Origin of the sequence: Stenotrophomonas sp. GZD-301 (assembly GCF_049310345.1) — a bacterium.
Classification (GTDB): Bacteria; Pseudomonadota; Gammaproteobacteria; order Xanthomonadales; family Xanthomonadaceae; genus Stenotrophomonas.
The window spans coordinates 36,826-61,330 of record NZ_JBMOWY010000023.1; the positions used below are offsets into that span (position 1 = coordinate 36,826).

22 protein-coding genes and 4 pseudogenes are annotated in these 24,505 nt (G+C 62.6%); 14 read left to right on the forward strand and 12 right to left on the reverse strand.

Annotated features, from left to right (window positions below):
- The first annotated feature begins 3 nt into the window (after positions 1–3).
- The 5 genes and pseudogenes from ACO6VK_RS06195 to ACO6VK_RS06215 all read left to right on the forward strand — a co-directional run bounded on the left by ACO6VK_RS06195 (position 4) and on the right by ACO6VK_RS06215 (position 3,887).
- Positions 4–333: a hypothetical protein gene (locus ACO6VK_RS06195; RefSeq protein WP_422506034.1), complete on the forward strand. Its 330-nt coding sequence runs from the start codon at positions 4–6 to the stop codon at positions 331–333.
- Positions 334–511: 178 nt separating this feature from the next.
- Positions 512–1,570: an alpha/beta hydrolase gene (locus ACO6VK_RS06200; protein WP_422506035.1), complete on the forward strand. Its 1,059-nt coding sequence runs from the start codon at positions 512–514 to the stop codon at positions 1,568–1,570.
- Positions 1,567–2,055, forward strand: a pseudogene (locus tag ACO6VK_RS06205) ((R)-mandelonitrile lyase); the annotation flags it as partial. The gene ACO6VK_RS06200 and the pseudogene ACO6VK_RS06205, both read left to right, overlap by 4 nt.
- Positions 2,032–2,721 carry a carboxymuconolactone decarboxylase family protein gene (locus tag ACO6VK_RS06210; RefSeq protein ID WP_422506054.1) on the forward strand — a complete coding sequence of 230 codons (690 nt, stop codon included), beginning with the start codon at positions 2,032–2,034 and terminating at the stop codon, positions 2,719–2,721. The pseudogene ACO6VK_RS06205 and the gene ACO6VK_RS06210, both read left to right, overlap by 24 nt.
- 155 nt (positions 2,722–2,876) lie before the next feature.
- Complete coding sequence (locus tag ACO6VK_RS06215) at positions 2,877–3,887, forward strand: aldo/keto reductase (protein WP_422506055.1); 1,011 nt, start codon at positions 2,877–2,879, stop codon at positions 3,885–3,887.
- A 3-nt stretch (positions 3,888–3,890) separates the two neighbouring features.
- On the opposite strand, the gene ACO6VK_RS06220 is transcribed toward ACO6VK_RS06215, so the two are convergent.
- Positions 3,891–4,784: a LysR family transcriptional regulator gene (locus ACO6VK_RS06220; protein ID WP_422506036.1), complete on the reverse strand. Its 894-nt coding sequence runs from the start codon at positions 4,782–4,784 to the stop codon at positions 3,891–3,893.
- A 74-nt stretch (positions 4,785–4,858) separates the two neighbouring features.
- Between ACO6VK_RS06220 and ACO6VK_RS06225 the strand changes: the two genes are divergently transcribed.
- Both ACO6VK_RS06225 and ACO6VK_RS06230 read left to right on the forward strand, forming a co-directional pair.
- A complete protein-coding gene (locus tag ACO6VK_RS06225) occupies positions 4,859–5,452 on the forward strand; it encodes a flavodoxin (RefSeq protein WP_422506037.1) in 594 nt (197 codons plus the stop codon).
- Positions 5,453–5,465: 13 nt separating this feature from the next.
- Positions 5,466–6,458 carry an aldo/keto reductase gene (locus ACO6VK_RS06230; RefSeq protein WP_422506038.1) on the forward strand — a complete coding sequence of 331 codons (993 nt, stop codon included), beginning with the start codon at positions 5,466–5,468 and terminating at the stop codon, positions 6,456–6,458.
- Between the two features lie 335 nt (positions 6,459–6,793).
- Here the strand turns inward: ACO6VK_RS06230 and ACO6VK_RS06235 are convergent.
- The 6 genes and pseudogenes from ACO6VK_RS06235 to ACO6VK_RS06260 all read right to left on the reverse strand — a co-directional run.
- Positions 6,794–7,816, reverse strand: a pseudogene (locus tag ACO6VK_RS06235) (M23 family metallopeptidase); the annotation flags it as partial.
- 126 nt (positions 7,817–7,942) lie between these two features.
- Positions 7,943–8,935, reverse strand: coding sequence for a GlxA family transcriptional regulator (locus ACO6VK_RS06240; protein WP_422506039.1), 993 nt, complete (start codon positions 8,933–8,935; stop codon positions 7,943–7,945).
- Positions 8,936–9,058: 123 nt separating this feature from the next.
- On the reverse strand, positions 9,059–10,180 hold the full coding sequence (locus ACO6VK_RS06245) for an FAD-dependent monooxygenase (protein ID WP_422506040.1): 1,122 nt from the start codon (positions 10,178–10,180) through the stop codon (positions 9,059–9,061).
- 87 nt (positions 10,181–10,267) lie between these two features.
- A complete protein-coding gene (locus tag ACO6VK_RS06250) occupies positions 10,268–10,873 on the reverse strand; it encodes an isochorismatase family protein (protein WP_422506041.1) in 606 nt (201 codons plus the stop codon).
- 21 nt (positions 10,874–10,894) lie between these two features.
- On the reverse strand, positions 10,895–11,647 hold the full coding sequence (locus ACO6VK_RS06255; protein ID WP_422506042.1) for a pirin family protein: 753 nt from the start codon (positions 11,645–11,647) through the stop codon (positions 10,895–10,897).
- Between the two features lie 314 nt (positions 11,648–11,961).
- Positions 11,962–12,861, reverse strand: a complete 900-nt coding sequence (locus ACO6VK_RS06260; RefSeq protein ID WP_422506043.1) for a LysR substrate-binding domain-containing protein — start codon at positions 12,859–12,861, stop codon at positions 11,962–11,964.
- A gap of 117 nt (positions 12,862–12,978) precedes the next feature.
- Between ACO6VK_RS06260 and ACO6VK_RS06265 the strand changes: the two genes are divergently transcribed.
- The gene (locus tag ACO6VK_RS06265) at positions 12,979–14,040 is read left to right on the forward strand and encodes an alkene reductase (RefSeq protein ID WP_422506044.1); all 1,062 of its coding nucleotides are present in this window, start codon (positions 12,979–12,981) and stop codon (positions 14,038–14,040) included.
- Positions 14,041–14,287: 247 nt separating this feature from the next.
- Here the strand turns inward: ACO6VK_RS06265 and ACO6VK_RS06270 are convergent, their stop codons facing one another.
- The 3 genes from ACO6VK_RS06270 to ACO6VK_RS06280 form a co-directional block, all read right to left on the reverse strand.
- The gene (locus ACO6VK_RS06270) at positions 14,288–15,295 is read right to left on the reverse strand and encodes an NADP-dependent oxidoreductase (RefSeq protein ID WP_422506045.1); all 1,008 of its coding nucleotides are present in this window, start codon (positions 15,293–15,295) and stop codon (positions 14,288–14,290) included.
- A gap of 76 nt (positions 15,296–15,371) precedes the next feature.
- On the reverse strand, positions 15,372–16,160 hold the full coding sequence (locus ACO6VK_RS06275) for an SDR family NAD(P)-dependent oxidoreductase (RefSeq protein ID WP_422506046.1): 789 nt from the start codon (positions 16,158–16,160) through the stop codon (positions 15,372–15,374).
- A gap of 67 nt (positions 16,161–16,227) precedes the next feature.
- Entirely contained in the window at positions 16,228–17,325 is a 1,098-nt protein-coding gene (locus tag ACO6VK_RS06280) for an alkene reductase (RefSeq protein WP_422506047.1), read from the reverse strand.
- A gap of 170 nt (positions 17,326–17,495) precedes the next feature.
- Here ACO6VK_RS06280 and ACO6VK_RS06285 point away from each other — a divergent pair, with 170 nt between their 5' ends.
- A complete protein-coding gene (locus ACO6VK_RS06285) occupies positions 17,496–18,077 on the forward strand; it encodes a TetR family transcriptional regulator (protein WP_422506048.1) in 582 nt (193 codons plus the stop codon).
- Positions 18,078–18,227: 150 nt separating this feature from the next.
- On the opposite strand, the gene ACO6VK_RS06290 is transcribed toward ACO6VK_RS06285, so the two are convergent.
- The gene (locus ACO6VK_RS06290; protein WP_422506049.1) at positions 18,228–19,469 is read right to left on the reverse strand and encodes an alpha/beta fold hydrolase; all 1,242 of its coding nucleotides are present in this window, start codon (positions 19,467–19,469) and stop codon (positions 18,228–18,230) included.
- A gap of 521 nt (positions 19,470–19,990) precedes the next feature.
- Between ACO6VK_RS06290 and ACO6VK_RS06295 the strand changes: the two genes are divergently transcribed.
- The 3 genes and pseudogenes from ACO6VK_RS06295 to ACO6VK_RS06305 form a co-directional block, all read left to right on the forward strand.
- The gene (locus ACO6VK_RS06295; protein WP_422506050.1) at positions 19,991–20,227 is read left to right on the forward strand and encodes a hypothetical protein; all 237 of its coding nucleotides are present in this window, start codon (positions 19,991–19,993) and stop codon (positions 20,225–20,227) included.
- Positions 20,228–20,257: 30 nt separating this feature from the next.
- The gene (locus tag ACO6VK_RS06300; protein WP_422506051.1) at positions 20,258–20,746 is read left to right on the forward strand and encodes a hypothetical protein; all 489 of its coding nucleotides are present in this window, start codon (positions 20,258–20,260) and stop codon (positions 20,744–20,746) included.
- 289 nt (positions 20,747–21,035) lie between these two features.
- A pseudogene (locus tag ACO6VK_RS06305) lies at positions 21,036–21,941 on the forward strand (IS5 family transposase); the annotation flags it as partial.
- Between the two features lie 190 nt (positions 21,942–22,131).
- Here the strand turns inward: ACO6VK_RS06305 and ACO6VK_RS06310 are convergent.
- On the reverse strand, positions 22,132–23,205 hold the full coding sequence (locus ACO6VK_RS06310) for a YiiX/YebB-like N1pC/P60 family cysteine hydrolase (RefSeq protein ID WP_422506052.1): 1,074 nt from the start codon (positions 23,203–23,205) through the stop codon (positions 22,132–22,134).
- 16 nt (positions 23,206–23,221) lie between these two features.
- Between ACO6VK_RS06310 and ACO6VK_RS06315 the strand changes: the two genes are divergently transcribed.
- Positions 23,222–23,815 (forward strand): hypothetical protein, encoded by a 594-nt coding sequence (locus ACO6VK_RS06315; RefSeq protein ID WP_422506053.1) that lies wholly within the window; start codon positions 23,222–23,224, stop codon positions 23,813–23,815.
- A 99-nt stretch (positions 23,816–23,914) separates the two neighbouring features.
- Positions 23,915–24,505: pseudogene (locus tag ACO6VK_RS06320) on the forward strand (IS5 family transposase); the annotation flags it as partial.

Consider the following 24,505-nt stretch of genomic DNA (forward strand, 5'->3'; position numbering starts at 1 on the left):
CAAGTGCACTCGGACCACTTCATTGCCCGCGCCGTCGGTGGAGACAGAACGATTCGTCGCCAGTGCCACGCTCTTGGCAATGGCGCGGGTCCGGTCAGAGATTTCTCCCCCATACGGTCTCAGCTCAAGGCAATTTTCTCGAAACTGAAATCCGGGTTTTCATTCCTCAAGCCGTGGGCGCTTCTGCACTTTGATCCGGTCGAGTACCCGATCACGAAGGAAGAAATCACGGCGTTCCAGACGGTCGCCCTGCGCAGCGGGGTGAGCTTCTGCTTTCTCTCCACGTGGGAGCAGCATCATGAAGACAAGGACTTGTTGACCATGTTCAGGTAGGGGCCGGCCAGACGTCGCGAGCGCCCACGTCGCCACGATTCATACCCCAAGGGTATTGCTGATATCCAGCGAATGCTCTGTTTCCACGCGTGTCTCCCCGGTAGCGTGGACCCGAATCCACCCGCCCATGCGCACCGCGCATCCGTCCCAGGGCACCTCTGGACCAGGGAGCTACCAGATGAAGAACGTCGTACAGGCCACCTTGCTGGCAATGGCACTCGGCCTGGCTGCAGGTAGCGCGTCCGCAGCGGACTACAGGCTCAACCCCTACACGCTCGTCTACGAGGGCGCGCTTACCCGCAACGTTGCGGGCGAGGTCAACATCCACCCGGTTTCCTACCTGCTGGATGGCCTCCGGATCGCAGCCAATGTCTACACGCCGGCCAACTACGATCCCGCCCGGGCGTACCCGGCCGTCGTGGTGGCTCATCCCAACGGCGGGGTGAAGGAGCAGGTTGCGGGACTGTACGCGCAGCGGCTGGCGGAACAGGGCTATATCACCATCACCGCCGATGCGGCCTATCAGGGCGCCAGCGGCGGCGAACCGCGCAGCGTGGACAAGCCGGCGCACCGGATCGACGACATCCACGGCATGGCCGACTTCATCGCCGGCTACCCGGGCGTGGACACCGCGCGCCTGGGCGTGCTGGGCCTCTGTGGCGGCGGTGGCTACTCACTGGCGGCGGCGCAGACCGACAAGCGGTTCAAGGCCGTGGCCACAATCAGCATGTTCAACTCGGGACGTGCACGCCGCAACGGCTATGCCGACTCTCAAGTGGACACCCTCCAACAGCGCCTGCAGCAGGCATCGCACGCGCGGGCGCAGGAAGCCGCCGGTGGGGACGTGCTGTACTCCGGCGACGCCAACCTCACCGACGAGCAGATCGCCAGGCTTCCCTTCGATCTGTATCGGCAGGGCTATGCGTATTACTGGAAGACGCATGCCCACCCCAACTCAACGTTCCGCTACACCACCAGCAGTCTGCTGGACCTGATGCGTTGGGACGCCACCGACCAGATGGCGCTCATCAACCAGCCGCTGCTGATGATTGCCGGCAGCAAGGCTGACAGCCTGTACATGACCCAGGACGCTTTCGCCAAGGCGACCGGCACCACCGACAAGCAGCTGGTGCTGCTGGACGGCGCTACACATATCCAGACCTACTGGATGCCGAAGTACGTGGATGCCGCCGTCGCCTCGCTGACCACGTTCTACGGCCGGACGCTTGCGCAATGAGCGCGCCTCGTGGATCAACCGCGCAGACTGCGCTGCTGGGCGCGGCATTGAGCGTGGCGTCACCGTTCGCTGGCGCGGTCGAAACACCCACGCAGCAGATCACCCGAGCGGGAACGCAGTCGTCCATTACCGGTCCGGCAGCGACCTTCGTCGGTACCGTGCGGGTAGATCCGCTGTTCCCGGCGGACGAGGAGGTGCACGCCTCTTCGGCATACGTCAGCTTCGAGCCGGGTGCGCGCTCGGCCTGGCACACGCACCCGGCCGGTCAGCGACTGGTGGTTGTCTCCGGCGTTGGGCTGACCCAGGAGTGGGGTAAGCCGGTGCAGCGGATACATGCCGGGGATGTGGTGGTGTGTCCTGCCGGGGTCAAACATTGGCACGGCGCCGCGCCCCACAGCGCAATGACCCACCTTGCCGTGACCGGCGTGGCAGACGGCAGATCGGTGGCGTGGCTGGAGCAGGTGAGTGATGTCCAGTATCGCGAGGCGTCAGCAGGCATCGACGTCCCTGTTGCCGGGCCGCTTTCGGCGAGGCAGCAGGCGATCCCGCTGATTGCGGCCGCCGCCGCCAGCAGCGACATGCCCCAGCTCAGCGCCGCGTTGCATCGGGGACTGGATGCGGGCCTGACGCTGAGTGAGACCAAGGAAGTGCTCGTGCAGCTGTATGCCTATGCCGGCTTTCCGAAGAGCCTCAATGCACTGGGCGAGCTGATGGACGTGGTACGGGCGCGTGAGGCGCAGGGTATCGCCACTGCACCGGGGCGGTCTCCCACGGGGCAGGCTCCCGTGGGCGACGCGCTGCGTGCCGTGGGCACAGCCAACCAGACGCGGATCTCCGGCGGCCCGGTAACCGGACCTGTCATGGACTTTGCCCCCATCATCAACCAGTACCTGCAGACGCACCTGTTTGGCGACATATTCGAGCGCGACAACCTGGACTGGCAGAGCCGTGAACTGGCTACGGTGGGTGCGCTGGCAGCCATGCCCGGGGTGGAGTCCCAGCTGCGCTCGCACATGGCAGCCAGCCAGCGCGTGGGCCTCAGCCGCGCACAGTTGCAGCACCTGGCCCAGCTGCTGGCTCACAGCGGCAACGCGGCCGCATCAGCCCGCGCGGTGCAGGCACTGGAACAGACACCACCAGCCTCGCCATGACCGCAAGCCTCACGGAGACCGCAATGAGCAACCTGCCCACCAGTTCCCAACGCCGCTCTCTTCTGAAGGGCGCGGCCACCCTGGCGGCGCTGCCGCTGGCCGGCGCGCTGGCCACGTCCACGGCAAACGCTTCGCCCGCCGCTGCAGCGCCGAAGATGGATGACCGCCGCCTGCTCGGAAAACTGCAGGTGTCCAGCGTGGGGCTGGGCGTGCAGAACATGAGCCGCACCTACCAGACCACGATCCCCACGCGCACCGAGATGCACCGCATCATCCGTACCGCCTTTGATCGCGGCATGACCTTCTACGACGCAGCCGAGGCCTATGGCCCGCATGAGGTGGAGCGGATTCTGGGGGAAGGCGTTGCCCCGTTCCGCAACGAGGTCGTGATCGCCACCAAGTTCGGCTGGAACATCGACCTTGAAACGGGTGCGCGTGGGCCGGGGCTGATCAGCAGGCCGGCGCACCTCAAACTGGCGGTGGAAGGCATGCTCAAGCGCCTGCGCACCGATCGCATCGACCTGCTGTACCAGCACCGCGTGGACCCGCAGGTGCCGATCGAGGATGTGGCTGGCGCGATCCAGGATCTGATGGCCGAGGGCAAGGTGCTGCATTGGGGGCTGTGCGAGATGGGCCTGAAGACGCTTCGTCGTGCGCATGCAGCGCTACCGGTGACGGCCGTGCAGAGCGAGTACTCAATGCTCTGGCGCGGACCAGAGCAGGAGGTGCTCCCCTTGTGCGCGCAGCTGGGCATCGGTTTCGTGCCGTGGAGCCCGCTGGGCGTGGGCTTCCTGACCGGTGCGATCGATGGCCGGACGCGGTTTGCCGAGGGCGACATCCGCGCCATCGAAACGCGCTTCACCCCGCAGAACATCGAACACAACCTGGCCCTGGTGAAGCTGCTCACCGCCTGGGCCACGCGGAAGCAGGCCACACCCGCACGGATCGCCTTGGCATGGCTGATGGCGCAGCGGCCCTGGATCGTGCCGATTCCCGGCACAACCCAGATGGCACATCTGCTGGACAACCTGGGCGCGCGCGACGTGATCTTCAGCCCCGATGACCTCCAGGAGCTCAACGCGGCAGTTGCGGCAGTAGCGGTGCAGGGCGAGCGCCTTCCGCCGGCGGTGCAGGTCTACAGCGGCGTCGAGGCGCCTCTGCGTTAGCGCTCACCCGCGATAGCGCAGCGCATCGCGCAACACGATGAAGGCTGGCGACGACTGCCGACGGCTGGGGTAATACAGGTGATAGCCAGGGAAGGAGGGGCACCAGTCCTGCAGCACATGAACCAGTGTGCCTGCCTGTACATGGGGGCGCACCAGGTCTTCGGGCATGTACGCCAGCCCCAGCCCCACCAGCGCTGCGCCCAGGCGCAGGGCGATGTTGTTGAACACCAGTTGGCCTTCCACCCGCACCTTCAGCTCCTGGCCCTTCTTCTCGAACTCCCACGCGAAGATGCCACCGTGAGTCGGCAGGCGGATGGTGATGCAGTTGTGCCGGGTGAGATCGTGCGGGGACTTCGGCTTCGGATGCTGCCTGAAATACGCAGGCGATCCGACGACCGCCATGCGCAGGTCCGGCCCGACGCGCACGGCGATCATATCCTTGGCGACCTGCTCACCCATGCGGATACCGGCGTCGAAGCCCTCGGCCACGATGTCGGTCAACCCGTAATCGACGATCACCTCGATGTTCAGGTCGGGGTGGGCGGGCAGCAGCCTGCCCAGTACCGGCTGCATCACGGTGAGCGCGGCATGCTCGCCTGCCGTGATGCGAAGGCGCCCGGCGGGCGTGTCGCGGTATGCGTTGAGCTGGGCCAGCTCCGCGTCGATTTCCTCGAAGCGCGGCGCGATCACCCGCAGCAGCTGCTCTCCGGCCTCGGTGGGCGAAACGCTGCGGGTGGTCCGGGCAAGCAGGCGCACGCCCAGGCGCTCTTCCAGCTGGCGCATGGATCGGCTGAGGGCAGGCTGGGAGATGCCCAACTGAGCGGCGGCACGGGTAAAACTACGCTCACGCGCCACCAGGGCGAACATGGCCAGTTGGTCGTAGTTCTCAACGCTCATTGATGCGCACCGGATATAAGCGATATTCGATTATGCCTCTGCAAGAATGTGTTGTGGGGGCGTAGATTGGCGCCATGACGATCCCAACCCCCAATCACGGTCGCCGGGCCGTTGTTGCCGCCCTGGCCTCGCTGCCGCTGGGATGTTCCGCGTCGGGTCCGCACGAAGGCACGTCTGCCGGTCCATCGAACACGCGCACGTTGGTGGCCTGGTTCTCGCGTTCGGGCAACACCCGGGTCGTCGCCGGGCTCATTCACCGCAGCATGCCCAGCGACCTGTTCGAGATACAGCCTGCCGTTGACTACCCGGCGGACTACCTGGAAACGGTGGCCCGGGCGCGGCAGGAGCGGGACGGGGGCGTTGAGCCTGCGTTGCGCACGTCCATCACCGGTATTGACCGGTATGACACCGTGTATCTGGGATTTCCCATCTGGGGAGAGACCACGCCGCCGATCATCCGATCGCTGTTGTCGCAGCACGACATGCGTGGCAAGGCCATTGTGCCGTTCATCACCCACGGCGGCTACGGCGTGGGCAGCAGCCTGAGCGTGCTCGCCAGCCACGCACCCAACGCACGCATCCTGGATGCTTTCGTGATGGAGGCCGACCAGGAACGCAGAATCATGGAGCGCGTCAAAGCCTGGTTGGCCCCGCCGCCCACTCCCTGATGAGAATTCGATCATGAAGACACGTACCCTGGGACAAGGCCTTGACGTTTCCGCCCTCGGCCTGGGCTGCATGGGCATGAGCTCGGCCTACGGTCCGGCGGCAGACAAGCAGGCGATGATCGCGCTGATCCGCGCGGCGGTGGAGCGTGGGATCACTCACTTCGATACAGCCGAAGCCTATGGTCCCTTTGCCAACGAAGCGCTGGTGGGGGAGGCGTTGGCACCCGTGCGCGACCAGGTCGTGATCGCCACCAAGTTCGGTTTTGACATCGACCCGGTGACCGGCGCCCGCGGCCCGGGCACCAACAGCCAACCTGCACACATCAGGGCAGCCGTCGACGCCAGCCTGAAGCGGCTGCGTACCGAACGCATTGACCTGCTGTACCAGCATCGCGTGGACCCGGCAGTGCCAATTGAAGAGGTTGCCGGCACAGTGAAGGCACTCATTGCAGAAGGCAAAGTTGCGCACTTCGGCTTGTCCGAAGCCGGTGTGCAGACGATCCGCAGGGCGCATGCCGTGCAGCCGCTGACGGCTGTGCAGAGCGAGTACTCGCTGTTCTGGCGCGAGCCGGAGAACGCGCTTCTTCCGTTGCTGGAAGAGCTGAGCATTGGCTTCGTACCCTTCAGTCCACTGGGCGCGGGATTCCTGACTGGGAAGATCGACGAGCACACGCAGTTCGATGCAACGGATTTCCGCAATGCGGTGCCTCGCTTCTCTGTTGAATCGCGCCGGGCCAACATGGCATTGGTGGACGTGGTAAAGGCAATGGCCGCAGAGAAGGGCGCCACGCCGGCCCAGGTTGCGCTGGCCTGGCTGCTGGCGCAGAAGCCGTGGATCTCACCGATTCCGGGTACGACCAAGCGTCATCGGTTGGATGAGAATCTGGGCGCGGTGGATCTGGTGCTGGATGAGGGCGACCTGGCCCGCATCAATGAAGAAGTGGCCCAGATCCGTGTCAGCGGCGCACGCTTGCCGGAGGCCGCCTTGAAGATGACCGGCAAGTAGGCGGTTGCAGGGCGGGTGGCGGCTCGGCGGGTCTGCGCTTCCACCCGAGAGCCGACAACTCCGCCGCCTTTTGGTTTGGATTGGATCAGCTGTTCGATGTCCGCTATTGGCCGGAAGCGGACCTTATCTGGTGACCATACGACCACGTGTGGCAGCGGCCTTAACCGCGCTGCCACCGTCCATCGCCAGTATGAAAGCTCCAAATCACCCTCCGCCAACGGAAACTCGTTGTGCCTGACGCTCCAAGCGCCCGAAGGCCCTCTGGCACGGAACTGATCAAGCACAAACGGCAACCCTTCGCTGCTCATGATCCCGGGTCCCGTGGTCACCTGGAAGTGCAGGTGGGGCCACCGCGCATCGCCTGAGTTGCCGATCCTTGCGAGCGGCTCGCCGCGCCGGACGCGCTGACCAGCTTTGACCGTGACACTTCCAGGTTGCAAGTGTGCGTAGTGCGCAAACTGACCACCACCCACGTCCAGCACCACGGTGTTACCTGCCAATGAGGCCATGCTCAATGGCACTGCAGGGGTGAACCCGGCGGGGGTTTTGGGGATGTTGTCCGGGAACCCGTCCCTGGCCTGAATGACCGTGGCATCCGCAACGGCGAACACGGGTTGCCCGTAGGCGTGATAGCTGCGGACGTCCAACGGGTCGCCCTTAAGAAATTCGCCATCGATGCGGCGTTTCCAGTCCATGGAATACCGGCGTGAGATCTGTGCGCTTCCCCCTGCTACCAACACCCCCGGCCGGTGGTGACGATCAAGGGCCAAGCCGTTGTCGGCCAGCCAGTGAGTGCCACGCACGGGACCGGACAGCGTCTTCACTACATCATGTCGTGTGCCCATCACGGGACCTTGGGCCACTGCGCCATCCAGCACGATCGCATGCAGCAATCGGTCTGGCACGTTCAGCCCTTCTTTGAAGGCAACGCAGAGGAATACCGCGATTGAGCGGCCCGCCTCCAATGCATGCGTGGAGTCGATCGAGCCGCCCCCGACAAGGCGCATCTGGTCACGCAGGGCGTCTCCGGAAATGCGGAGCAACACGTCAGTGCCTTCGACACTGGGCGCTAGAATGTCCACTGCGTTGACGTGCAATGCAGTTTCGGCGTGATTTCGCAGCTGCAGCTCGTACACAAGGTACTGGTAGCCGCCTGCACTGAAGACGCTGGGTTCGAACGGCGTACGGACCTCAAGCTGGACCGGGGGAAACGCGCCCTCGTCGGTGTCTGGTGCGCGTGCCACCTCCACAGCGTGTTGGGTTGCCTGGCAACCGGTTGGAAGTGGAAGTTCCTCAACGGCCGATGCAAACAATGGCATGGCGGCACTGAGACCGGCAAGCAGACGGAGGCGACGCATAGTGGGTATGACCACGAGGTGTCCTGAAGGGGGGCGGGACGCCTGAAGGCCTCCCTGATCCGGGGACGATAACGTAGCTGAGGCTCACCGGCAGATGCGGACATCAACGCGGCGGATCGAGACAGGTTAGAGGGAGCCGAACCGTGCCCGGTACTCGCCTGGCGTCACGCTGAGGTGGCGGACAAAGGCGCGCCGCAGTGCGTCGACAGATCCGAACCCACACTCACCGGCCACCCACTGAATGTCTTTGCGCGTGCTTTCCAGTAGTGGCTTAGCTGCTTCGATCCGCAGTTGCTCGACGTACTTCTGGGGCGTGAGCAGGAACGCTTTGACGAAACGGCGGTTGAATTGCCTGGGGCTCATGTGGAGGCGTTCCGAGAGCTCGTCCACACTCAAGCGCAGATGCAGGTTGTCCCGCATCCATTGCTCCAGTTGCTGGAACTGGTCAGGCAGATCCAGCGACTGCAGTTGGCGACTGAACTGGCTTTGCCCGCCAGAGCGCTTGTTGGCCATTACCATCCGCTTCGCCACTTTGAGCGCGAGCGACGCCCCATGATCCTCTGCGACCATGGCCAGGGCCATGTCCATTCCTGCGGTGATTCCAGCAGAGGCCCACACGTGGCCGTCGTGGGTATAGATGGCGTCGGCCTGCACGCGCACTTTGGGATAGCGTTCGCGCAGTTCGCGTACATCGCTCCAGTGGGTCGTGGCCTCGCGGCCATCCAGCAACCCGGCTTCGGCCAGTAGGAGTGCGCCGCTACACACCGAGGCTACCCGCCGCACACGCGCTCCGGCCTTGCCCAGCCAGGCGACCAGCGTCCGGTCAGCCCTGGCAAGATCCAGCGAGTTTCCCATCCCGCCGCACACCAGCAGCGTGTCGGTGTCGTCCGGCATGTCTGCACACGGCAGATCAGGTAGCAGGCGAATGCCCGAAGACATCACCACAGGGCTCGTGTCCACAGCGAGCAGCTTTACCGCGTACAGCGGCCTACTGCCGTTGCGGTCTTCATCGGCCTGGCGGCTGGCCAGTGCGAACACCTCCACAGGTCCACTGATATCCAGCGACTGGGCGCCAGGGTAGGTCAGCATGCAGATGGTGCGAGTAGGGGCCTTCACCATGGCTGGCTGTCCTTCAGAGTTGCAGTACGGCAAGCAGCATATCCCCAGTCCAAGCAGAAGAGTCAGGAAGGTCTGCTTCTGGCCGGTAGCGGAAAAAGGACAAGGCGGACACAGAGAATCTCCTCAGTTCTCTGAAGCGTACTTCCGGTAGTCGTCACTGATTCGGCAGGAGAGGGATACAAGCCCTTTCACATACGGCAGGCGCGATGATTCGTAGATCGACAGCGCTCTGACTACGGCATTCTCCTCATCCCCCAGGTCAGCCAGCGCCTGTGCCAACGCCCCAGCGTCTTCCACACCGGTCAGGTAGCCTCGCCCTGTCATAGGTGAGACCGTATGTGCGGCGTCGCCGATGAGGGCGATCCTGCCGCGAGCCAAGCGCTCTGGCCGGTACTCCGCGATGGGTGCTCCGCTCAGCAGGTTCTCACCTGCTATACCTGCCTCGACAGCTTCTGCCCAGATCGCGGGCCATACCGATGGAATCGCTTCAAGCAGTGTTTTTCGGACGGACGCGTCAATCATTCCCCGCGGTAGGGTTCCCACGATGCTTCCGCTTCCAGTCAGGCAGCCCGTGCTCCGCAGCAGTACCTCCTGGTGTGCATCGAACCACGCGAAGGTGATCTGCCTGCTCCCTGGCTCTAGCGACCCATCGCGTCCCGGTAGTACCGCCGCCACAAGCCGATAGCCGGCAACGAACTCAATCCAGAGTCCACCGTTGGAGGGCCACGCGACCGGCTGCGAAAGCAGGCGCTCATCAACAAGTCCGCGCCATACCAGGTAGCCAGCGTACTGTGCGTAGGGGGCCTCTGGCGAGACAGCTCTGCGTATCAAGCTCCGGTAACCGTCAGCGCCGATGATCGCGCGGCCAGCACGGGTGCTGCCGTCCTCCAGTGTGACAAACGGGCGACTCTGCTCGTCGTTCACCGCCGACACGCTCATACCTTCCTCAATGCTGATACCTGAGGTGCGTGAAGCTCGATCATGCAGCCAGCGGTAAAGAGCATTCCATGTGGTCAGGTCGCGGTAGGCCGGTACCACCGGCAAGGCGGGCGCATGGCGTGGATCGAAGCCGGTCACTGCCCTCACTGCGTTGAGGTCAACGCTCAGACTGTCGCCACCCTGCACGTGCCCGGTGGAACGTTCGATGATGCGTACGCGCATGCCACGCGTGGCGCATGCCAAGGCGAAGGTCAGACCTGCCAACGAACCGCCGATGACCAGGATCTCAGACTGCTCGGTTTGCATGCTGCTTGAATCCACCGCGGGCGATAGTCATAAGTTTGCGGACAACGGGTCGGGGCGCATGGCACCCCGACCGCCATCTGCCATGAATCAGGCAATGCCGGCACCCATCGCCGGGAACACATCGCTGAACAGCAAGCCGATCAACTGCTGGCCATTGGGCGTGGACCAGTCCTGGGCAATCTCGGCCATCAGGGTGTTGGTAGTGGTCAGCACGACGCCTGCATCGTGCATGCGCTGGCGGGAGAGTTCTTCGGACAGGTCGCTCGGCGAGCCGGACGCATCCATCACAGCCTGCACAGCAAAGCCTTCCAGCGCAGCATCAATGGACGGGAAGATCAGGCACACATCGGTGGTGACGCCGGCCATGATGAGGTTCTTGCGACCGGTTGCGATCACTGCATCGCGGAACTCCGGATAAGCCCAGGCGTTGACCACGCCCGGACGCTTTACGCGGGCGTCGTGCGCTTCGGGAAGGATCTCGGCAATCTCCGGCAGGATCGGGCCCTGTGCGTTGTCTTCCTGGCTTGAGGTGATGACGGTGGGCAGGTTGAGAATTTTCGCCATCTTGGCCAGCGCAATCGACTGCTTGGCGGCCAATGTGGTGTCGATGTTCTTGATCAGCTGCATGGTGCCAACCTGGTGGTCGATCAGCAGCAGGGCGGTGTTCTCGGCAGTAAAGCGTTGCTGTTTCATGGTGATGCTCCTCGGGGTGGATTAATGCAGTGGGAAGGGATGGCCGCTGAAAAGCACCACCTGGGCAGCGCCCTCGTGGGCGGAGAGAACAAGCGAGCGCGGTGCGTCGTGCTCGGCAAAAACAGGGACGCTGAGATCATCCGGGGCAAACCTGTGGCCCTGGATACTGACGGCACCCTGGATGGGCATCGCGAACATGGCGACACCTGCCGCCAAGGGGATTTCGATGCTGGAACCCGATTCCAGGGTTATGTCCAGCAGGGTCACATCGGTGGGCGGAATCAATGGAGACTGTTGGCTTCCGTAGCGGCCCACCGGAACACGGACCTGCACCCCTGGATGATGGATCACCGGTACCGCATCGGGTTCAATTGTTAGCGGGAAGGGAGAGATGTGCCGCTTGGACTCAGGCAGTGCCACGAAGATCTGCAGGCCATGCACCGACTTGCCCGGTTCGGCTGGGACTTCTTCATGGACCACGCCACTACCGGCCGTTGTCCAGTGCAGGCCGCCCGGGCGAATCAGATTCGTGGTGCCGATCGAATCGCGGTTGGACATGCCGGTCTCCGAATCCTGCAGCAGGTAAGAGACTGCTGACATGGCAGCATGAGAGTGGGGCGGGAAGGTCGGCCCGCTCATCCAATAGTGGTCCACGCCGAGAAACGGGGAGATTGAAACTGCCTGGCCACGCAGGCCGTCGGCGCGGAAGTGGGCGCCGTTGCCGGCACGGTGAACCGGGGCGTGGGAAAAACCAAGGTTGGAAGGGTGAGCCATCGAGGTGCTCCGTCGTTGCGATGGAGGAATCTTCCTCGTCTCCGCACGCGGGATAAAGATGGCTAATTGGATAAGATTGCTGCGCCCGTGGGGCAATCGGGTGGCGGCTACGGAGAGTGTGACCGAGCTGATAGGGCTGCCAGCCCTGTCAGCGCGCCGAAGCCGCGCGCGGGACCCGCCGCTTCACGCGCGTGCTGCTTTACCCGCCACCGCGCGGCATGCTGCCTTCGGTGCGAAGTCTGATCGACCATCTGGTACTACACCTGCCGGCAAGCATTCAACAGCGCAGCGTGCAGGTCTAGCCGATTGCTGCATCACATGCCGGCGGTGGCCTGAGTCGTTGTGGCGGAAAGCCGGTCACGAAGGAACTCGATGAATCGCTGGGTTTTCGCGGGCAGCAGTCGTGTCTCGGTCATTGCGTATGCCGTAAGCGGGACGCCTTTCCAGTTCGGCAGAACACGTTGCAACCTGCCCGATGCCACATCCTCTTCGACCGCTTTGGGAGGCATCAGGATGATCCCCAACCCCAGTCCACCCAGTCGACGCATCATGCCGATGCTGTTGACGGTGAAGCGGCCCCCAACCGGTACTTTCCGCTTCTCCTTGCCATTTTGAAGCGTCCACTCACCATCGCGCTGCATATGGAAGCACTGGTGCGCGGTCAGATCCTGGGGATGCTTGGGTTCGCCTGCTTCGGACAAATACCCGGGTGCGGCGTACAGTTCCGCCGAGAAGCTGGCGATCGCGCGCGCTATGAGGCTCGAGTTCTCCGACTCTCCGATGCGAATGGCCACGTCGAACGGTTCGGTGAACAGATCGACCCGGCGCGGCGTCAAGTCAAACTCAAAGCTGATGCCGGGATAGGCGCGGGCAAAATCTGCGATGTGCTCAGCCAGGTACATCGCTGCGAAGTCTACCGGCATCGACACACGCAGGACTCCAGCGGGTTGGGCAAGCATGTTGCCAAGCTGCTCGTGCGCCAGCCTTGCCTCTTCGACGATGTGTTTGCAACGCTCGTAGTACAGATGGCCGGCTTCAGTCAGTTCCAGCTTGCGCGTGGTCCGGTGCATCAGCCGCAGGCCAATCGCCTTTTCCAGTCCACTGATCCGGCGCGAAATGGTTGAGTTGGGGATGCCCGTGATCTCCGCCGCGCGGCGAAAGCTCATCACCTTTACGACCTCGACAAACAGCGCCATGTCGTTCAACAGTTCCATGATTGCGTCACCTATGGAGCAATATTTTCCAGATTACCAGCTTTATCCCGTGAGCGGAATTCTTCAGGATGGTGACCTTCTCCCAGATGCGTGCCGCTCCGCGGCCAGGAATTGCACATGAGCGCCTTGTTTACCGAAGTCCAAGTGGGTCGCTACACCCTTCCCAACCGCATGGTCATGGCCCCCATGACTCGTTCTCGGGCGAATGATGCCGGCGTACCCGAAGACGTGGTGGCCACCTATTACGAGCAGCGTGCCAGCGCGGGCCTCATCATCAGTGAAGGCGTCTTTCCCTCCGCGTTGGGTAAGGGCTACGTCCGTACCCCCGGTATCGAAACCGCTGCGCAGGTCGCCGCGTGGAAACGCGTGACATCCGCCGTGCACGTACGGGGCGGTCGCATCTTCATGCAGATCATGCATACCGGCCGTGTTTCCCACCCGCTGCTCCTCCCTGAAGGCGCACAGCCGGTGGCTCCGTCGGCCATCAAAGCCAGCGGCCAGACCTGGACCCAGGAAGGCCAGAGAGATTTTGTGGTGCCCCATGAACTGAGCACTGCCGAGGTGAAAGAAGTCATTGAAAGCTACCGCCTTGCCACCCGGCGGGCGCTGGAAGCCGGATTCGATGGCGTCGAACTGCACGGCGCCAGCGGGTACCTGCCGGAACAGTTCCTTTCTTCGTCCACCAACCAGCGCACGGACGAGTACGGCGGTAGTCTGGCCAATCGCGCACGGTTCGTACTCGAGGTGCTGCAGGCGATGGCCGAAGAAGCAGGCTCTGATCGTGTGGGTCTGAAGATCTCGCCCGAGATGAACTTCAACGACATCAGCGACGCAGACCCGGTTGAAACCTACAGCTATCTGGTCGACGTGTTGAAGCCGCTCAAGTTGGCGTACCTGCACGTAGCGTTGTTCGGCAGCGTCACGGACTACCACGCTCTGCTGCGCCCGCGCTTCACCGGTGCATATCTGCTCGGCAGCGGGCTGGACAAGGCGACCGCGGAAAGTGTGTTGCAGGAGGGTCGGGCAGACGCTGCGGTGTTTGGAAGCAGCTTCATCGCAAACCCGGATCTGCCGGCTCGCCTGCTCGCTGACGCGCCGCTCAACGCGCCGGACAAGAGCACGTTCTACTCTGGTGGCGCCGCCGGACTCGTCGACTACCCCGCACTGGAAACAGCTTGACTGGCTTTGATTCGATCCAGCGCCATGCTGGGTGCATCATGCAAAGCAACCATCCAGGCCGCCTTGAAGGCAAGCGTGTTCTCATCACCGGAACCAGCGGTGGGCAGGGGCGGTGGCACAGCGTCTGCTCGCTCAGCAGGGAGCAACTGTAGTCGGCTGTCGTTACTGTGTCCGCTTCTGGCCCGTAGCCGACGCGCGGCTGGCGCAGGTGATCACGGGTGTCAATCAGGGCGATCAAGCGAAGGCATCAACGCTCCAGTATCTCCACCACCACCTTGCCCTTGGCCCGCCCGCTCTCCACATGGGCCAGCGCGCCTGGGATCTCCTGGAAAGGGAAGACCCGGTCGATAACCGGGCGGATGGCCCCGGACTCCACCAGCGAGGTGATCTCGGCCAACTGCTGTCCGCTGGCCTGCATGAACACGAACGTGTACGTCACTCCCTTCTGCTTGGCCTTGCTGCGGATGCCACGGCTGAGCAGGCGCAGCACCTGCTTCAGCGGCCAGGCAAGCCTGCGCGCGGCCGCAAAGGCGGGAGTGGGCGGCCCGGAGATGGAGATGAGATGCCCGCCCGGCTTGAGGATCTGCAGCGAACGGGTCAGTTCATTCTTGCCCAGGCTGTTGAGCACCACGTCGTAGTCACGCAGTTCCGTCGCGAAATCCTGCTGTTTGTAATCGATGACGACATCTGCGCCCAATGCCTTCACCCACCCGACATTGGCCGTACTGGTGGTGGTGGCAACGAAGGAGCCCAGATATTTGGCCAGCTGGATCGCTACGGTCCCGACGCCCCCGGAGCCGGCCTGGATGAAGACCTTCTGACCGGGTTTGAGCTGGGCCGATTCGACCAGCGCCTGCCATGCGGTCAGCGCGACCAGCGGCAGCGAGGCGGCCTCCATCATGGTCAGGTTGCCGGGCTTGAGGGCAACAGAGGATGCGTTGACCGCGATGAACTCGGCGAAGGTGCCGATGCGATCATCATCGGGACGCGCGTACACCTCATCGCCCGGCTTGAAGTGGTGCACCCCGGCGCCGACCTTCACCACCGTGCCGGCCAGGTCGTTGCCCAGCACCAGCGGCAGGCGATAGGGCAGGATCAGCTTGAACTCGCCGGTGCGGATCTTGGTGTCCAGCGCATTGACGCTGGCCGCGTGCACGCGGATGAGGACATCGTCATCCCGCAGCGTAGGCTGCGGGGCGTCACCGATGCGGCCAGTCACCTTCTTGCCATAGCGGTCGATGAGGAAGGCTTTCATGGGCGGTGTGTCTCTGGTTGAGGAATGCCGTCGGGCTGCGGGGCAGGGGTCGTGGCGTACCTGTGGGGCCTGGGCTTCACTCGGCGGGGCGATAGCGTTCCGCCGCCTGCGCCTGCCGGATGTCCGAGAGAAGGCCCTGGCGGGAGGCGTCCAGCGTGTTCCAGCGTTCGGCCACATGCAGCGGTGGAATGGTGACGGTCTCGCGACGATCGAAGCCGACCAGGGCGGCATCGACCAGCTCGCCGACATCCATCACTTCCGTCAACGTGTTGATGTCGATGCCGGCACGCTCCCAGATCTCGGTACGCGTAGCGGCGGGCAACACAGCCTGCACATAGACGCCCCTGGGCGTCAGCTCCAGGCTCAGTCCCTGCGACAGGAACAGCACGAAGGCTTTGGACGCACCGTAGACGGACATCCCGAATTCCGGCGCCAGCCCAACCACCGAACCGATGTTGATGATCGCGCCTTCGCCGGCGTTGGCCAGGCGCGGTGCAACCGCAGCGGCCAGGCGGGTCAGGGCAATGGTGTTCAGCGTGACCAGCTGTTCGATGCTGTCGGCCGATTGCTCGGTAAAGCCGCCGGATTGGGCAATGCCGGCGTTGTTGATCAGGATGCCGATGCGGGCATCGTCACGCAGGCGGGTTTCAATGGTGGCCAGGTCACTGCGCTGGGTGAGGTCGGCCGGAAGTACGTCGATGGCAACGCCGGTCTCGTGGCGCAGGCGCTCGGCCAGTGCGTCCAGCCGCGCCTTGTCGCGCGCGACGAGCACCAGATCGTGACCGCGGCGAGCAAAACGTTCGGCGTATACGCTACCGATGCCGCTGGAGGCGCCGGTGATGAGGACAGCAGGAAGCAGGCTCATGGTATGTCTCTTGAAATGCAGTGGGTAATCGGAGGGCAGCGCGATGGCGATGGCGATCGCGACGGCGTTACTGCGGCAGCGTGTCGGTCAGGACGGGGTAGTCGGTGTAGCCTTCCGCGCCGCCGCCATACAACGTGGCCGGGTTCAGGGCGTTCAATGGCGCGCCGGTCCTCAGGCGTTCGACCAGATCCGGATTGCTGATGAAGGCACGGCCAAAGGCGAACAGGTCGGCCTTGCCTCCGGAGAGATGCGCGTTGGCCAGCTCCAGGTCATAGCCGTTGTTGGCCAGGTAGGTGCCGGTGAAACGGCGGCGCAGGCCGTCAAAGTCGAACGGAGCGACATCGCGTGGGCCGCCCGTCGCACCTTCGACCACATGCAGGTAGACGATGCCCAGCGCGCTGAGCTGATCGACGATGTAGTCGTACTGCGGCTGCGGATCGCTGATGGTTGCGATGGCGTTGGCCGGGGAGACCGGCGAGATGCGCACGCCGGTGCGATCGGCGCCGATCTCGGCGGCCACGGCCGCAGTGACCTCCAGCAGCAGGCGCGCTCGGTTTTCGATCGAGCCGCCGTAGGCGTCGGTGCGCTGGTTGGCGCCATCCTTGATGAACTGTTCGAGCAGGTAGCCGTTGGCACCGTGGATTTCGACACCGTCGAACCCGGCGGCAATCGCATTGGCGGCAGCTCGGCGGAAGTCGTTGACGATGGCCGGCAGCTCGTCGATCTCCAATGCACGCGGCTCGGACACATCCACAAAAGCGTTGTGGACGAAGGTCTTGGTCTGCGCCCGGATGGCCGAGGCGGATACCGGCGCGGCGTTGCCGGGCTGCAGATCCACGTGCGAAATGCGGCCCACGTGCCACAGCTGCACGAAGATGCGTCCGCCGCGTGCGTGCACGGCATCGGTGACCGTGCGCCAGCCATCGATCTGGTCCTTCGTGTAAAGCCCTGGCGTGTCCTGGTAGCCCTGGGCCTGCGCCGAGATCTGGGTAGCCTCGGTGATGATCAGGCCGGCCGAGGCGCGCTGGGCGTAGTAGGTGGCGGCCAGCGGATTGGGCACCAGACCGGCCGCGGCGCGGTTGCGCGTCAGCGGTGCCATCACGATGCGGTTGGCCAGGGTCAGGGGGCCAAGGGGGTAGGGCTGAAAGAGCGTCGAGGTCGTCATGGTGGGGGCGGAGTAGTGATCGTTGAGGGGGCGCGCGGGCAGTGGCGCCGCTCGGCTGTGCTGCAATGATGATGACCGTAATCTTAAATGTCAACGTTTTGATGATGATGGTCATCTATGCGTGCTAAAGTACGAACCCATCGAAGCAGAGCGTCAAGAGACACGCCGTCATGAAGGTCACCAAGGCACAGGCGCAGGCCAACCGGGCGCACATCGTCGACACCGCTTCCACGCTCTTCAGGGAGCGGGGCTACGACGGTGTGGGTGTGGCAGACCTGATGGCGGCCGCGGGCTTTACCCACGGCGGCTTCTACAAGCACTTCCGGTCCAAGGCCGACTTGATGGCCGAGGCGGCGAGCTGCGGTCTGGCGAAATCGGCGGATGCCGCGGCCGACATGGACCGGGCGAGCTTCATGAGCTACTACCTGTCCAGGCAGCATCGTGACGCGCCAGGCCAGGGCTGCACCATGTCAGCGCTGGCCACCGACGCGGCGCGTCAGCCGGATCCGGTCAAGGCAGCCTTCGCAGCAGGTATCGAGGCGCAGCTGGCCGTATGTCCCTGCACGGAAGGTCAGGCCGACGGCGCCACGTCCGAACAGGCGCGTGCGCGGCGTATCGCCTTGATGGCCCAGGCAGTTGGCGCGATGGTGTTGTCCAGGTCCTGCCCGGACGACTCGCCGCTGGCGGACGAGATCCTGGATGTGTGCCGGGCAGACGTGCTGGCGCGGCTGTCAGGTGTGCCCAACGGCTGACGCGTGCTCAACCGTCGGTGGCGTCCAGTCAGGCGCGTGGCTGCTTGTGGCCGGACGCGGACGTACGCAGGCAGTGATGGGGCGGGTTCACTGCTGTGACCAGGCTGCGTTTCGTTGGTAACAGATGGTGTCCGCCCCGGGCCGGCACAATCACTCCGGCGCTGGCTCCGTACAGTGGTCGGCCACGGCATGACCGTCAACAAAGCTGCCGACAGCCGTAACAAAGCAGTGGGGTGCCACCAGCGCCAGCAGGTGCGCACCGCGGTTGACCGTGCTGAACGTGATGTGCCCTGACGTGCTGAGCGTGGCGGCGTGTTCCTTTGCACCGGCGTAGGCGGTATTCGGGTCAAGCGTTCCATGCAGTACCAGCGTCCGGGGAAGTGCGTCCGGACTCCTGCCGAACCACTTGTCACGTGGGTAGCGCGGTACATGTCCGCCTGCGAGCAGGCCAGGAATGGGACTGACGAAGAGCGCGTTCTTCGCTTCATCATTCACCGTGGAAAGGGTGAGGTCCGGGCGTGCGTTGTTCTCCGACGCGGCGATGAGCATGACCAATGGCAATGCCGGTTGATTGATCCCACTCTGCCCGAGCTGCGCCAGCGCCACTTTCCAGTCTTCTGCCGTCGCGACCAGCGGACGGGTATCGCCATCGGACAGGTGCTGCACGATCTCTGGGATGCGATCGCGCAGCGCTGGGAAGCTCAGCAATGCACCAAAGAACCGGCGCAGATCGCCGCCGGGAACGTCCTGCTGCCAGGTCGCCTGATTGTCCATCAGGAGCGCTCGATAACGCTCGAGCGTGCCTTCATCCATGCTTTGCTGCCCGACCATGTCGACCAGTGCGGTGCGCCGGCTGAGATCCCATGTTTCCGTGGTTTCAGGCGGCACCAGGCCATCGAGGACAAGGCCGTCCAACGGAAGATCGCTGACCTGGAGTGCACGTAGCGCCAGCTGGGTGCCGTACGAGACGCCGTACAGGAGAACTGTGCCGCGCTTGTCGGCATGCGCCATCAGAAGGCCGAGGTCCTGCGCGGCCTCGGTGACGGAAAACGCCGACGTGCGTGGGAGATTGGCATACATCGCGCCGATGCACGGGCCCCATTCCGCTCCTGCGAGTCCGGTGCCATCCGCACTGTCGGGTGCTTCCTGTACGGGGCAGATGCGCGATGACCGCCCCGTGCCGCGGTGATCGGGAATCACGAGATCGAATCCCGGAAACGCACGTTGATAGGTTCGGATCATGGGATACAGCGATGCCCCTGACTCGCCAGGACCGCCAGACAGCAGCCAGACCTCGCCGCGCCTGGCTACGGCAGCACTCGCGGGGATGCGACGGATGAACAAGGACAGGGACTCGCCGGAGGGATCGGCATGGCGCAGCGGTACGTCCACGGTAGTGCACAGCGAGCCACTCAGCGCGGGTGAAGAATCGGCGTCACTGCAGGGCTGCAGTCGTGAACCCGACGCCATTGCCATCGCGGGTGAGACCAGAAGTACCATCGCCCACAGCGCACTGCGACCCATCGGACACCCTTCGGTATAAAGAGTGACTACGATGACCGGTCAGCACGGTCTGGACGAATGCCGGAAGTAACTCCACGGCGGCCGTGGAGGCCTGCTTCTGGCGGAGAGCGGTCACTCGGTCCCTATCAGCAGCAGCTCCAGTCCGTGTTCGACTCATAGCGGACATTGGTGCGGTCGCCGAGCCCACCGCTGCGTCAGTTGCACGCTGGCTTGTCAGCTGGACCCAGCCCCCCTAAGATCGAGCTGTATCAAGGGGGAAGCCCGCCGTAGGGTACGTTGCGGGCAAGTCGTACAACCGGACTCTGGGTCCGTCTATTGGGTGGTTGCGCGTTATGGCATCGGATCGACTCCACGCTGACGGAAGCCTATGCCCGGAAGGAACAGCTTCCGTGCCCAACGACTTCTCTGCCTGCTGCGAAGCATTTGAGGCGCAGACGAACAGTTGCTACTACGACATTCGCTACGAGTGGGATTCGGAAGACAACGAATGGTGCATTGCCATCCCAGAGAGCGCGGGCGGTGGTGGCATCCTCATTTCCTATTGTCCGCACTGCGGCGCGTGCCTCAACTCGTCGGCGGCGCCTGACATGTCACCCCAGCTGAACTCGCTTCGCGAGTCGGCTTGATTCCGGAGTTGGATGCGCTTGGGAGCGAGAATGCGTCGAAAACCAGCGGTTGCCATTTTGCTCGTCGCCGCCAGCTCCGCATCGGCCACGACGCCCCTTCGTCCGTCAGATCTTTTCGGCACTTGGCGGTGTGGCCCAACTGTCCTGCAGGGACCAGGCTTCACTGTCACGGTAACTGATGAAACAACCAAGCTTCCGGACGGCACCTTTACCGGTCACTCCCGTAGCCTGATCTCCGCCCCTGGCAAGGCTCCTCTCACACTCGAGGATCGCAGTAGCGGCACGTGGGAGCTTGTGGGTGACGTCGTGAGATCCCGGATCAACCATGTCGAGTTTCTCTCGGCGTCAGATCCATCGGTCACAAAGGATGCCGGCCAGAAAGCGCAGGACGATCAACTGGCCAGGAAGTCCGTTTATGAGTCTCGCATCCTTGAGTTCAACGGTACGCACGTGCGCTCCATTCCAGTCAACGCCATGCATAAGGAAGCGGCTGTCGAGTCCACCTGTGAGCGCATCTGACCGTTCATTCAAACCGAAGCCGCTTCGCGGCTCGACCTGAGTGTCTGCTGCGAACGAGCGCTTCTGGCCAAGAGCGGATGTTGAACCGCACTAGACATTGCGAACCTCCTGCGAACCGACACAGTCACCATCTAAGCATGGTCTGAACAGATCTGCGCGAAATCCGACGGTAGTGCCGGCCGCTGGCCGGCAAGCTTGAGGTCCATCAGATCACGTTGAAGGACCCTCCATGCAGCTGATGTTCGGTGATCCGGAAGGCCTGGGCCAGCGCAAGAGAACGCGCCGCTAGCTGTTCCTCAGCGAGATGGATCAGGTGGTGCCTTGGAAGCGACTGCTGGCACTGATCGAGCCGCACTATCCGATTGCAGGCCGGCGAGGCCGGCAGCCGTATCCGTTGGCAACCATGCTGCGCATCCGTTTCCTGCAGCAGTGGTACGCCCTGAGCGACCCTTTGATGGAAGAAGCGCTGTCCGACACGGCGGTGATGCGCCGACTTTCCGGCATCAACAGCCTGGAGCGCATTCCTGACGAGACCACGATCCTCAACTTCCGTCGGTTGCTAGAGACACATGGGCTTGGCGCCAAGATGCTTGAGGCGGTCAACGCCCACCCGCAGCGTCAGGACCGCAGTCTGCGCGCAGGCACGATCGTGGATGCCACGATCATCCACGCGCCCAGTTTTACCAAGAATGCCGACAAGGCGCGTGATCCCGAAATGCACCAGACCCGGAAAGGCAATCAGTGGTACTTCGGCATGAAGGCGCACATCGGTATTAATGAGCTCTCTGGCCTTGTGCACCATGTGACATGCACCGCTACCAATGTAGGCGATGTCACAGTCACGCACGAACTTCTGAACGGCAAGGAGGACTGCGTGCTGGGCGACAGCGGCTATACCGGGGCGGAGTCGCGGCCGGAGCCTCAGGACTCCAAGGCGGCGTTCTTGATCGGCAGGAAGCGAGGCGCATTGAAGGCGATCAAGAACGCGCGCGACCGTCGGCAGCACGAGCGCTGGGGAAGTTGCAAAGCCAGCATGCGCGCGAAGGTGGAGCATCCCTTACGCGTCATCAAACGTCAGTTTGGTTACACCAAGGTGCGCTATTGCGTCCTGGCCAAGAACGGCGCGCAGTTACTGAGGCTGTTTGTGCTGTCCAACCTGTGGATGACTCGCCGGCAGTTCGTTCCGGCCCCGGGGATAAATCCTCCTGGAGGTGCCCAGCGGCACCCTCCAAACCCCTTCTCAACAAGATCTGCGCCTCAGGTAAGGCGCGGACGCCGCTCGGCTCGAAAATTCTGCGTTGTGGGTGATCTGCTCAGGCCATACCTAGGTGAATTCTCATCTCCTCCTCATGCGCACGACCTGTCGCTGGATAGAAGTGCCAGATCTACGAAGAGCCGCTTCCCTTTCTTCGGCGACCTTGAAATAAATTGCGCGCGGACAATGCAGTGATCAGCCTTGCTCCGTGAACTGCAACCAAGGTTAAATACAAATTCATCTGCGCCTTGAAGTATTCTCTGGGGTGATAATGGTGGACTCGGCTGTAGACTTGGTACTGGTGTATAAATCGGGAGCGCATTGATGAAGATGACTTAATTTCATCATTGATCAAGACCAAGGTCTGCGCCTGGTCGCGGTCCGGTAAGAGGTTGGGTCCACGTCCATATCGCCAGGGATTTTTTCGTACATCTATCTTCCATAGGTCAAGGTGTCCGCTTGCTACGAACGCCGCAGCGATGCTGGTGTCATGGTGTGGATTACCAATGAGATGGTCGGCGAGTTGTTCGTGTTTCTGAATGTCTTCGCCGGTTATTTTTCTGACTGCATCGAAAAATAACCCGGTTTGAGTTTTTTGCAGATCTAACGGGTTGTCGCTTAGTGCGAACGTAATATGTTCGGGTGAGGCAGGGTGCACGCAGTCATTTACTGAGTGGAGGGTGGTGGATTGTGCCAGATCATTTGGAGTGCAGTAGTCTGGAGAAGGGACGAGGTTAACTCCCGCACTCTGGTAGGCCTGCGCGATCAATCGAGAGCAGAATTGCCTATTTGATCGATCTGTCCAATGACCCGTTTTTGAAGCTTTCAAAGCTTCTTTTACTGAGTAGGACACATCTATATTGCGGCGAACGTAAGTGATTGCTTGTTCTCGTTGCTGGTGCGCTGCACAGATTGCGCGACGCACCAAGACATCTGTTTCATCTTCAAAGAGCAGGCGCTGAACATTGTCGGCGTGCACTCCATCTATGTCTGAGTGTATGAGGCTCCCGTCTCCGACATAGAGCATTGCATGCGTGAATTCGCCCCCGGCGACCGTGCGCACTTGGTCTGCGATTTCCCCCCTCCCGCGAAGTAGGATCACGTCCCCCGGTCGTAGGTGGATCAAATTCAGTGCAAAGCGATGTGATTCCATTCTCTTTAGTCTGATTGGCTTGGAGTGTTGAATGATACAATGTCTTATCATAAAGCTGGACGCAGAAATGGATGCCTGGACTGTCGCGCTGTCGTTGTTCTCGGGAGTGGTTGGTAGTGCGTTCGGTTGGCACGCAACGAGGAGCGCTAGTCGTTATGCTGAGAAGGCGCAAATGCGCCGCGATTCTTTGGCAGATGATGCGGAGGTGATGTCCTTCCTGCAGTCGATTTCTGATGAGCTTAGTGCTTTGGTCGAAGTGCATATGTCTTCGGGTGGTAGGGTCTTAGAGGCCGCATCGGGTTCGGAGGCATTAGTTATGATCTACCCCGTTTCAGACCATTATTTCACTATTTTTGAGGCGAATGCTGGCAGGCTTGGAAAGCTTCGAAGCGTGGATTTGCGAAAGCGCGTAGTTTTGACTTATGTTCATTTCAAGGCTTTGGTGGATTCCATTCGACTTAATAATGTCATCTCGGCAGGCGTGGAGTCTGCTCAGTTTGCGGAGCGTCGTGACCCTCATAACTCCATCGCAAGAATGGAAAGCCAAGTTCAGTTGGAGAGGGCAAAGGAGTATGCGGGGGCGCTCGTGGAGGCGCATCGCCGAGCCATGCGGTCTTACAATCAGTTGATGAGTGCTTTGACAGCAGTTGAGAGGAAATAGTTTTGTGGTATTTAGCGCGTCGGGTCGCTTAAAGATGGTCTGAACAGATCTGCGCGAAATCCGACGGTAGTGCCGGCCGCTGGCCGGCAAGCTTGAGGTCCATGCCGGCAGCCGTATCCGTTGGCAACCATGCTGCGCATCCATTTCCTGCAGCAGTGGTACGCCCTGAGCGACCCTTTGATGGAAGAAGCGCTGTCCGACACGGCGGTGATGCGCCGACTTTCCGGCATCAACAGCCTGGAGCGCATTCCAGACGAGACCACGATCCTCAGCTTCCCTCGGTTGCTGGAGACACATGGGCTTGGCGCCAAGATACTTGAGGCGGTCAACGCCCACCCGCAGCGTCAGGACCTCAGTCTGCGCGCAGGCACGATCGTGGATGCCACGATCATCCACGCGCCCAGTTTTACCAAGAATGCCGACAAGGCGCGTGATCCGGAAATGCACCAGACCCGGAAAGGCAATCAGTGGTACTTCGGCATGAAGGCGCACATCGGTATTAATGAGCTCTCTGGCCTTGTGCACCATGTGACATGCACCGCTACCAATGTAGGCGATGTCACAGTCACGCACGAACTTCTGAACGGCAAGGAGGACTGCGTGCTGGGCGACAGCGGCTATACCGGGGCGGAGTCGCGGCCGGAGCCTCAGGACTCCAAGGCGGCGTTCTTGATCGGCAGGAAGCGAGGC

Excerpts from the sequence above, each read along its gene's own strand:
- ACO6VK_RS06250 (WP_422506041.1), bottom strand. The coding sequence starts at position 10,873 with ATGAAACAGCAACGCTTTACTGCCGAGAACACCGCCCTGCTGCTGATC.
- ACO6VK_RS06300 (WP_422506051.1), top strand. The coding sequence starts at position 20,258 with ATGCGTCGAAAACCAGCGGTTGCCATTTTGCTCGTCGCCGCCAGCTCC.
- ACO6VK_RS06220 (WP_422506036.1), bottom strand. The coding sequence starts at position 4,784 with ATGAGCGTTGAGAACTACGACCAACTGGCCATGTTCGCCCTGGTGGCG.
- ACO6VK_RS06285 (WP_422506048.1), top strand. The coding sequence starts at position 17,496 with ATGAAGGTCACCAAGGCACAGGCGCAGGCCAACCGGGCGCACATCGTC.
- ACO6VK_RS06310 (WP_422506052.1), bottom strand. The coding sequence starts at position 23,205 with ATGATAAGACATTGTATCATTCAACACTCCAAGCCAATCAGACTAAAG.
- ACO6VK_RS06280 (WP_422506047.1), bottom strand. The coding sequence starts at position 17,325 with ATGACGACCTCGACGCTCTTTCAGCCCTACCCCCTTGGCCCCCTGACC.
- ACO6VK_RS06245 (WP_422506040.1), bottom strand. The coding sequence starts at position 10,180 with ATGCAAACCGAGCAGTCTGAGATCCTGGTCATCGGCGGTTCGTTGGCA.
- ACO6VK_RS06255 (WP_422506042.1), bottom strand. The coding sequence starts at position 11,647 with ATGGCTCACCCTTCCAACCTTGGTTTTTCCCACGCCCCGGTTCACCGT.
- ACO6VK_RS06260 (WP_422506043.1), bottom strand. The coding sequence starts at position 12,861 with ATGGAACTGTTGAACGACATGGCGCTGTTTGTCGAGGTCGTAAAGGTG.
- ACO6VK_RS06215 (WP_422506055.1), top strand. The coding sequence starts at position 2,877 with ATGGATGACCGCCGCCTGCTCGGAAAACTGCAGGTGTCCAGCGTGGGG.
- ACO6VK_RS06275 (WP_422506046.1), bottom strand. The coding sequence starts at position 16,160 with ATGAGCCTGCTTCCTGCTGTCCTCATCACCGGCGCCTCCAGCGGCATC.
- ACO6VK_RS06200 (WP_422506035.1), top strand. The coding sequence starts at position 512 with ATGAAGAACGTCGTACAGGCCACCTTGCTGGCAATGGCACTCGGCCTG.
- ACO6VK_RS06315 (WP_422506053.1), top strand. The coding sequence starts at position 23,222 with ATGGATGCCTGGACTGTCGCGCTGTCGTTGTTCTCGGGAGTGGTTGGT.
- ACO6VK_RS06270 (WP_422506045.1), bottom strand. The coding sequence starts at position 15,295 with ATGAAAGCCTTCCTCATCGACCGCTATGGCAAGAAGGTGACTGGCCGC.
- ACO6VK_RS06230 (WP_422506038.1), top strand. The coding sequence starts at position 5,466 with ATGAAGACACGTACCCTGGGACAAGGCCTTGACGTTTCCGCCCTCGGC.
- ACO6VK_RS06225 (WP_422506037.1), top strand. The coding sequence starts at position 4,859 with ATGACGATCCCAACCCCCAATCACGGTCGCCGGGCCGTTGTTGCCGCC.
- ACO6VK_RS06240 (WP_422506039.1), bottom strand. The coding sequence starts at position 8,935 with ATGGTGAAGGCCCCTACTCGCACCATCTGCATGCTGACCTACCCTGGC.
- ACO6VK_RS06265 (WP_422506044.1), top strand. The coding sequence starts at position 12,979 with ATGAGCGCCTTGTTTACCGAAGTCCAAGTGGGTCGCTACACCCTTCCC.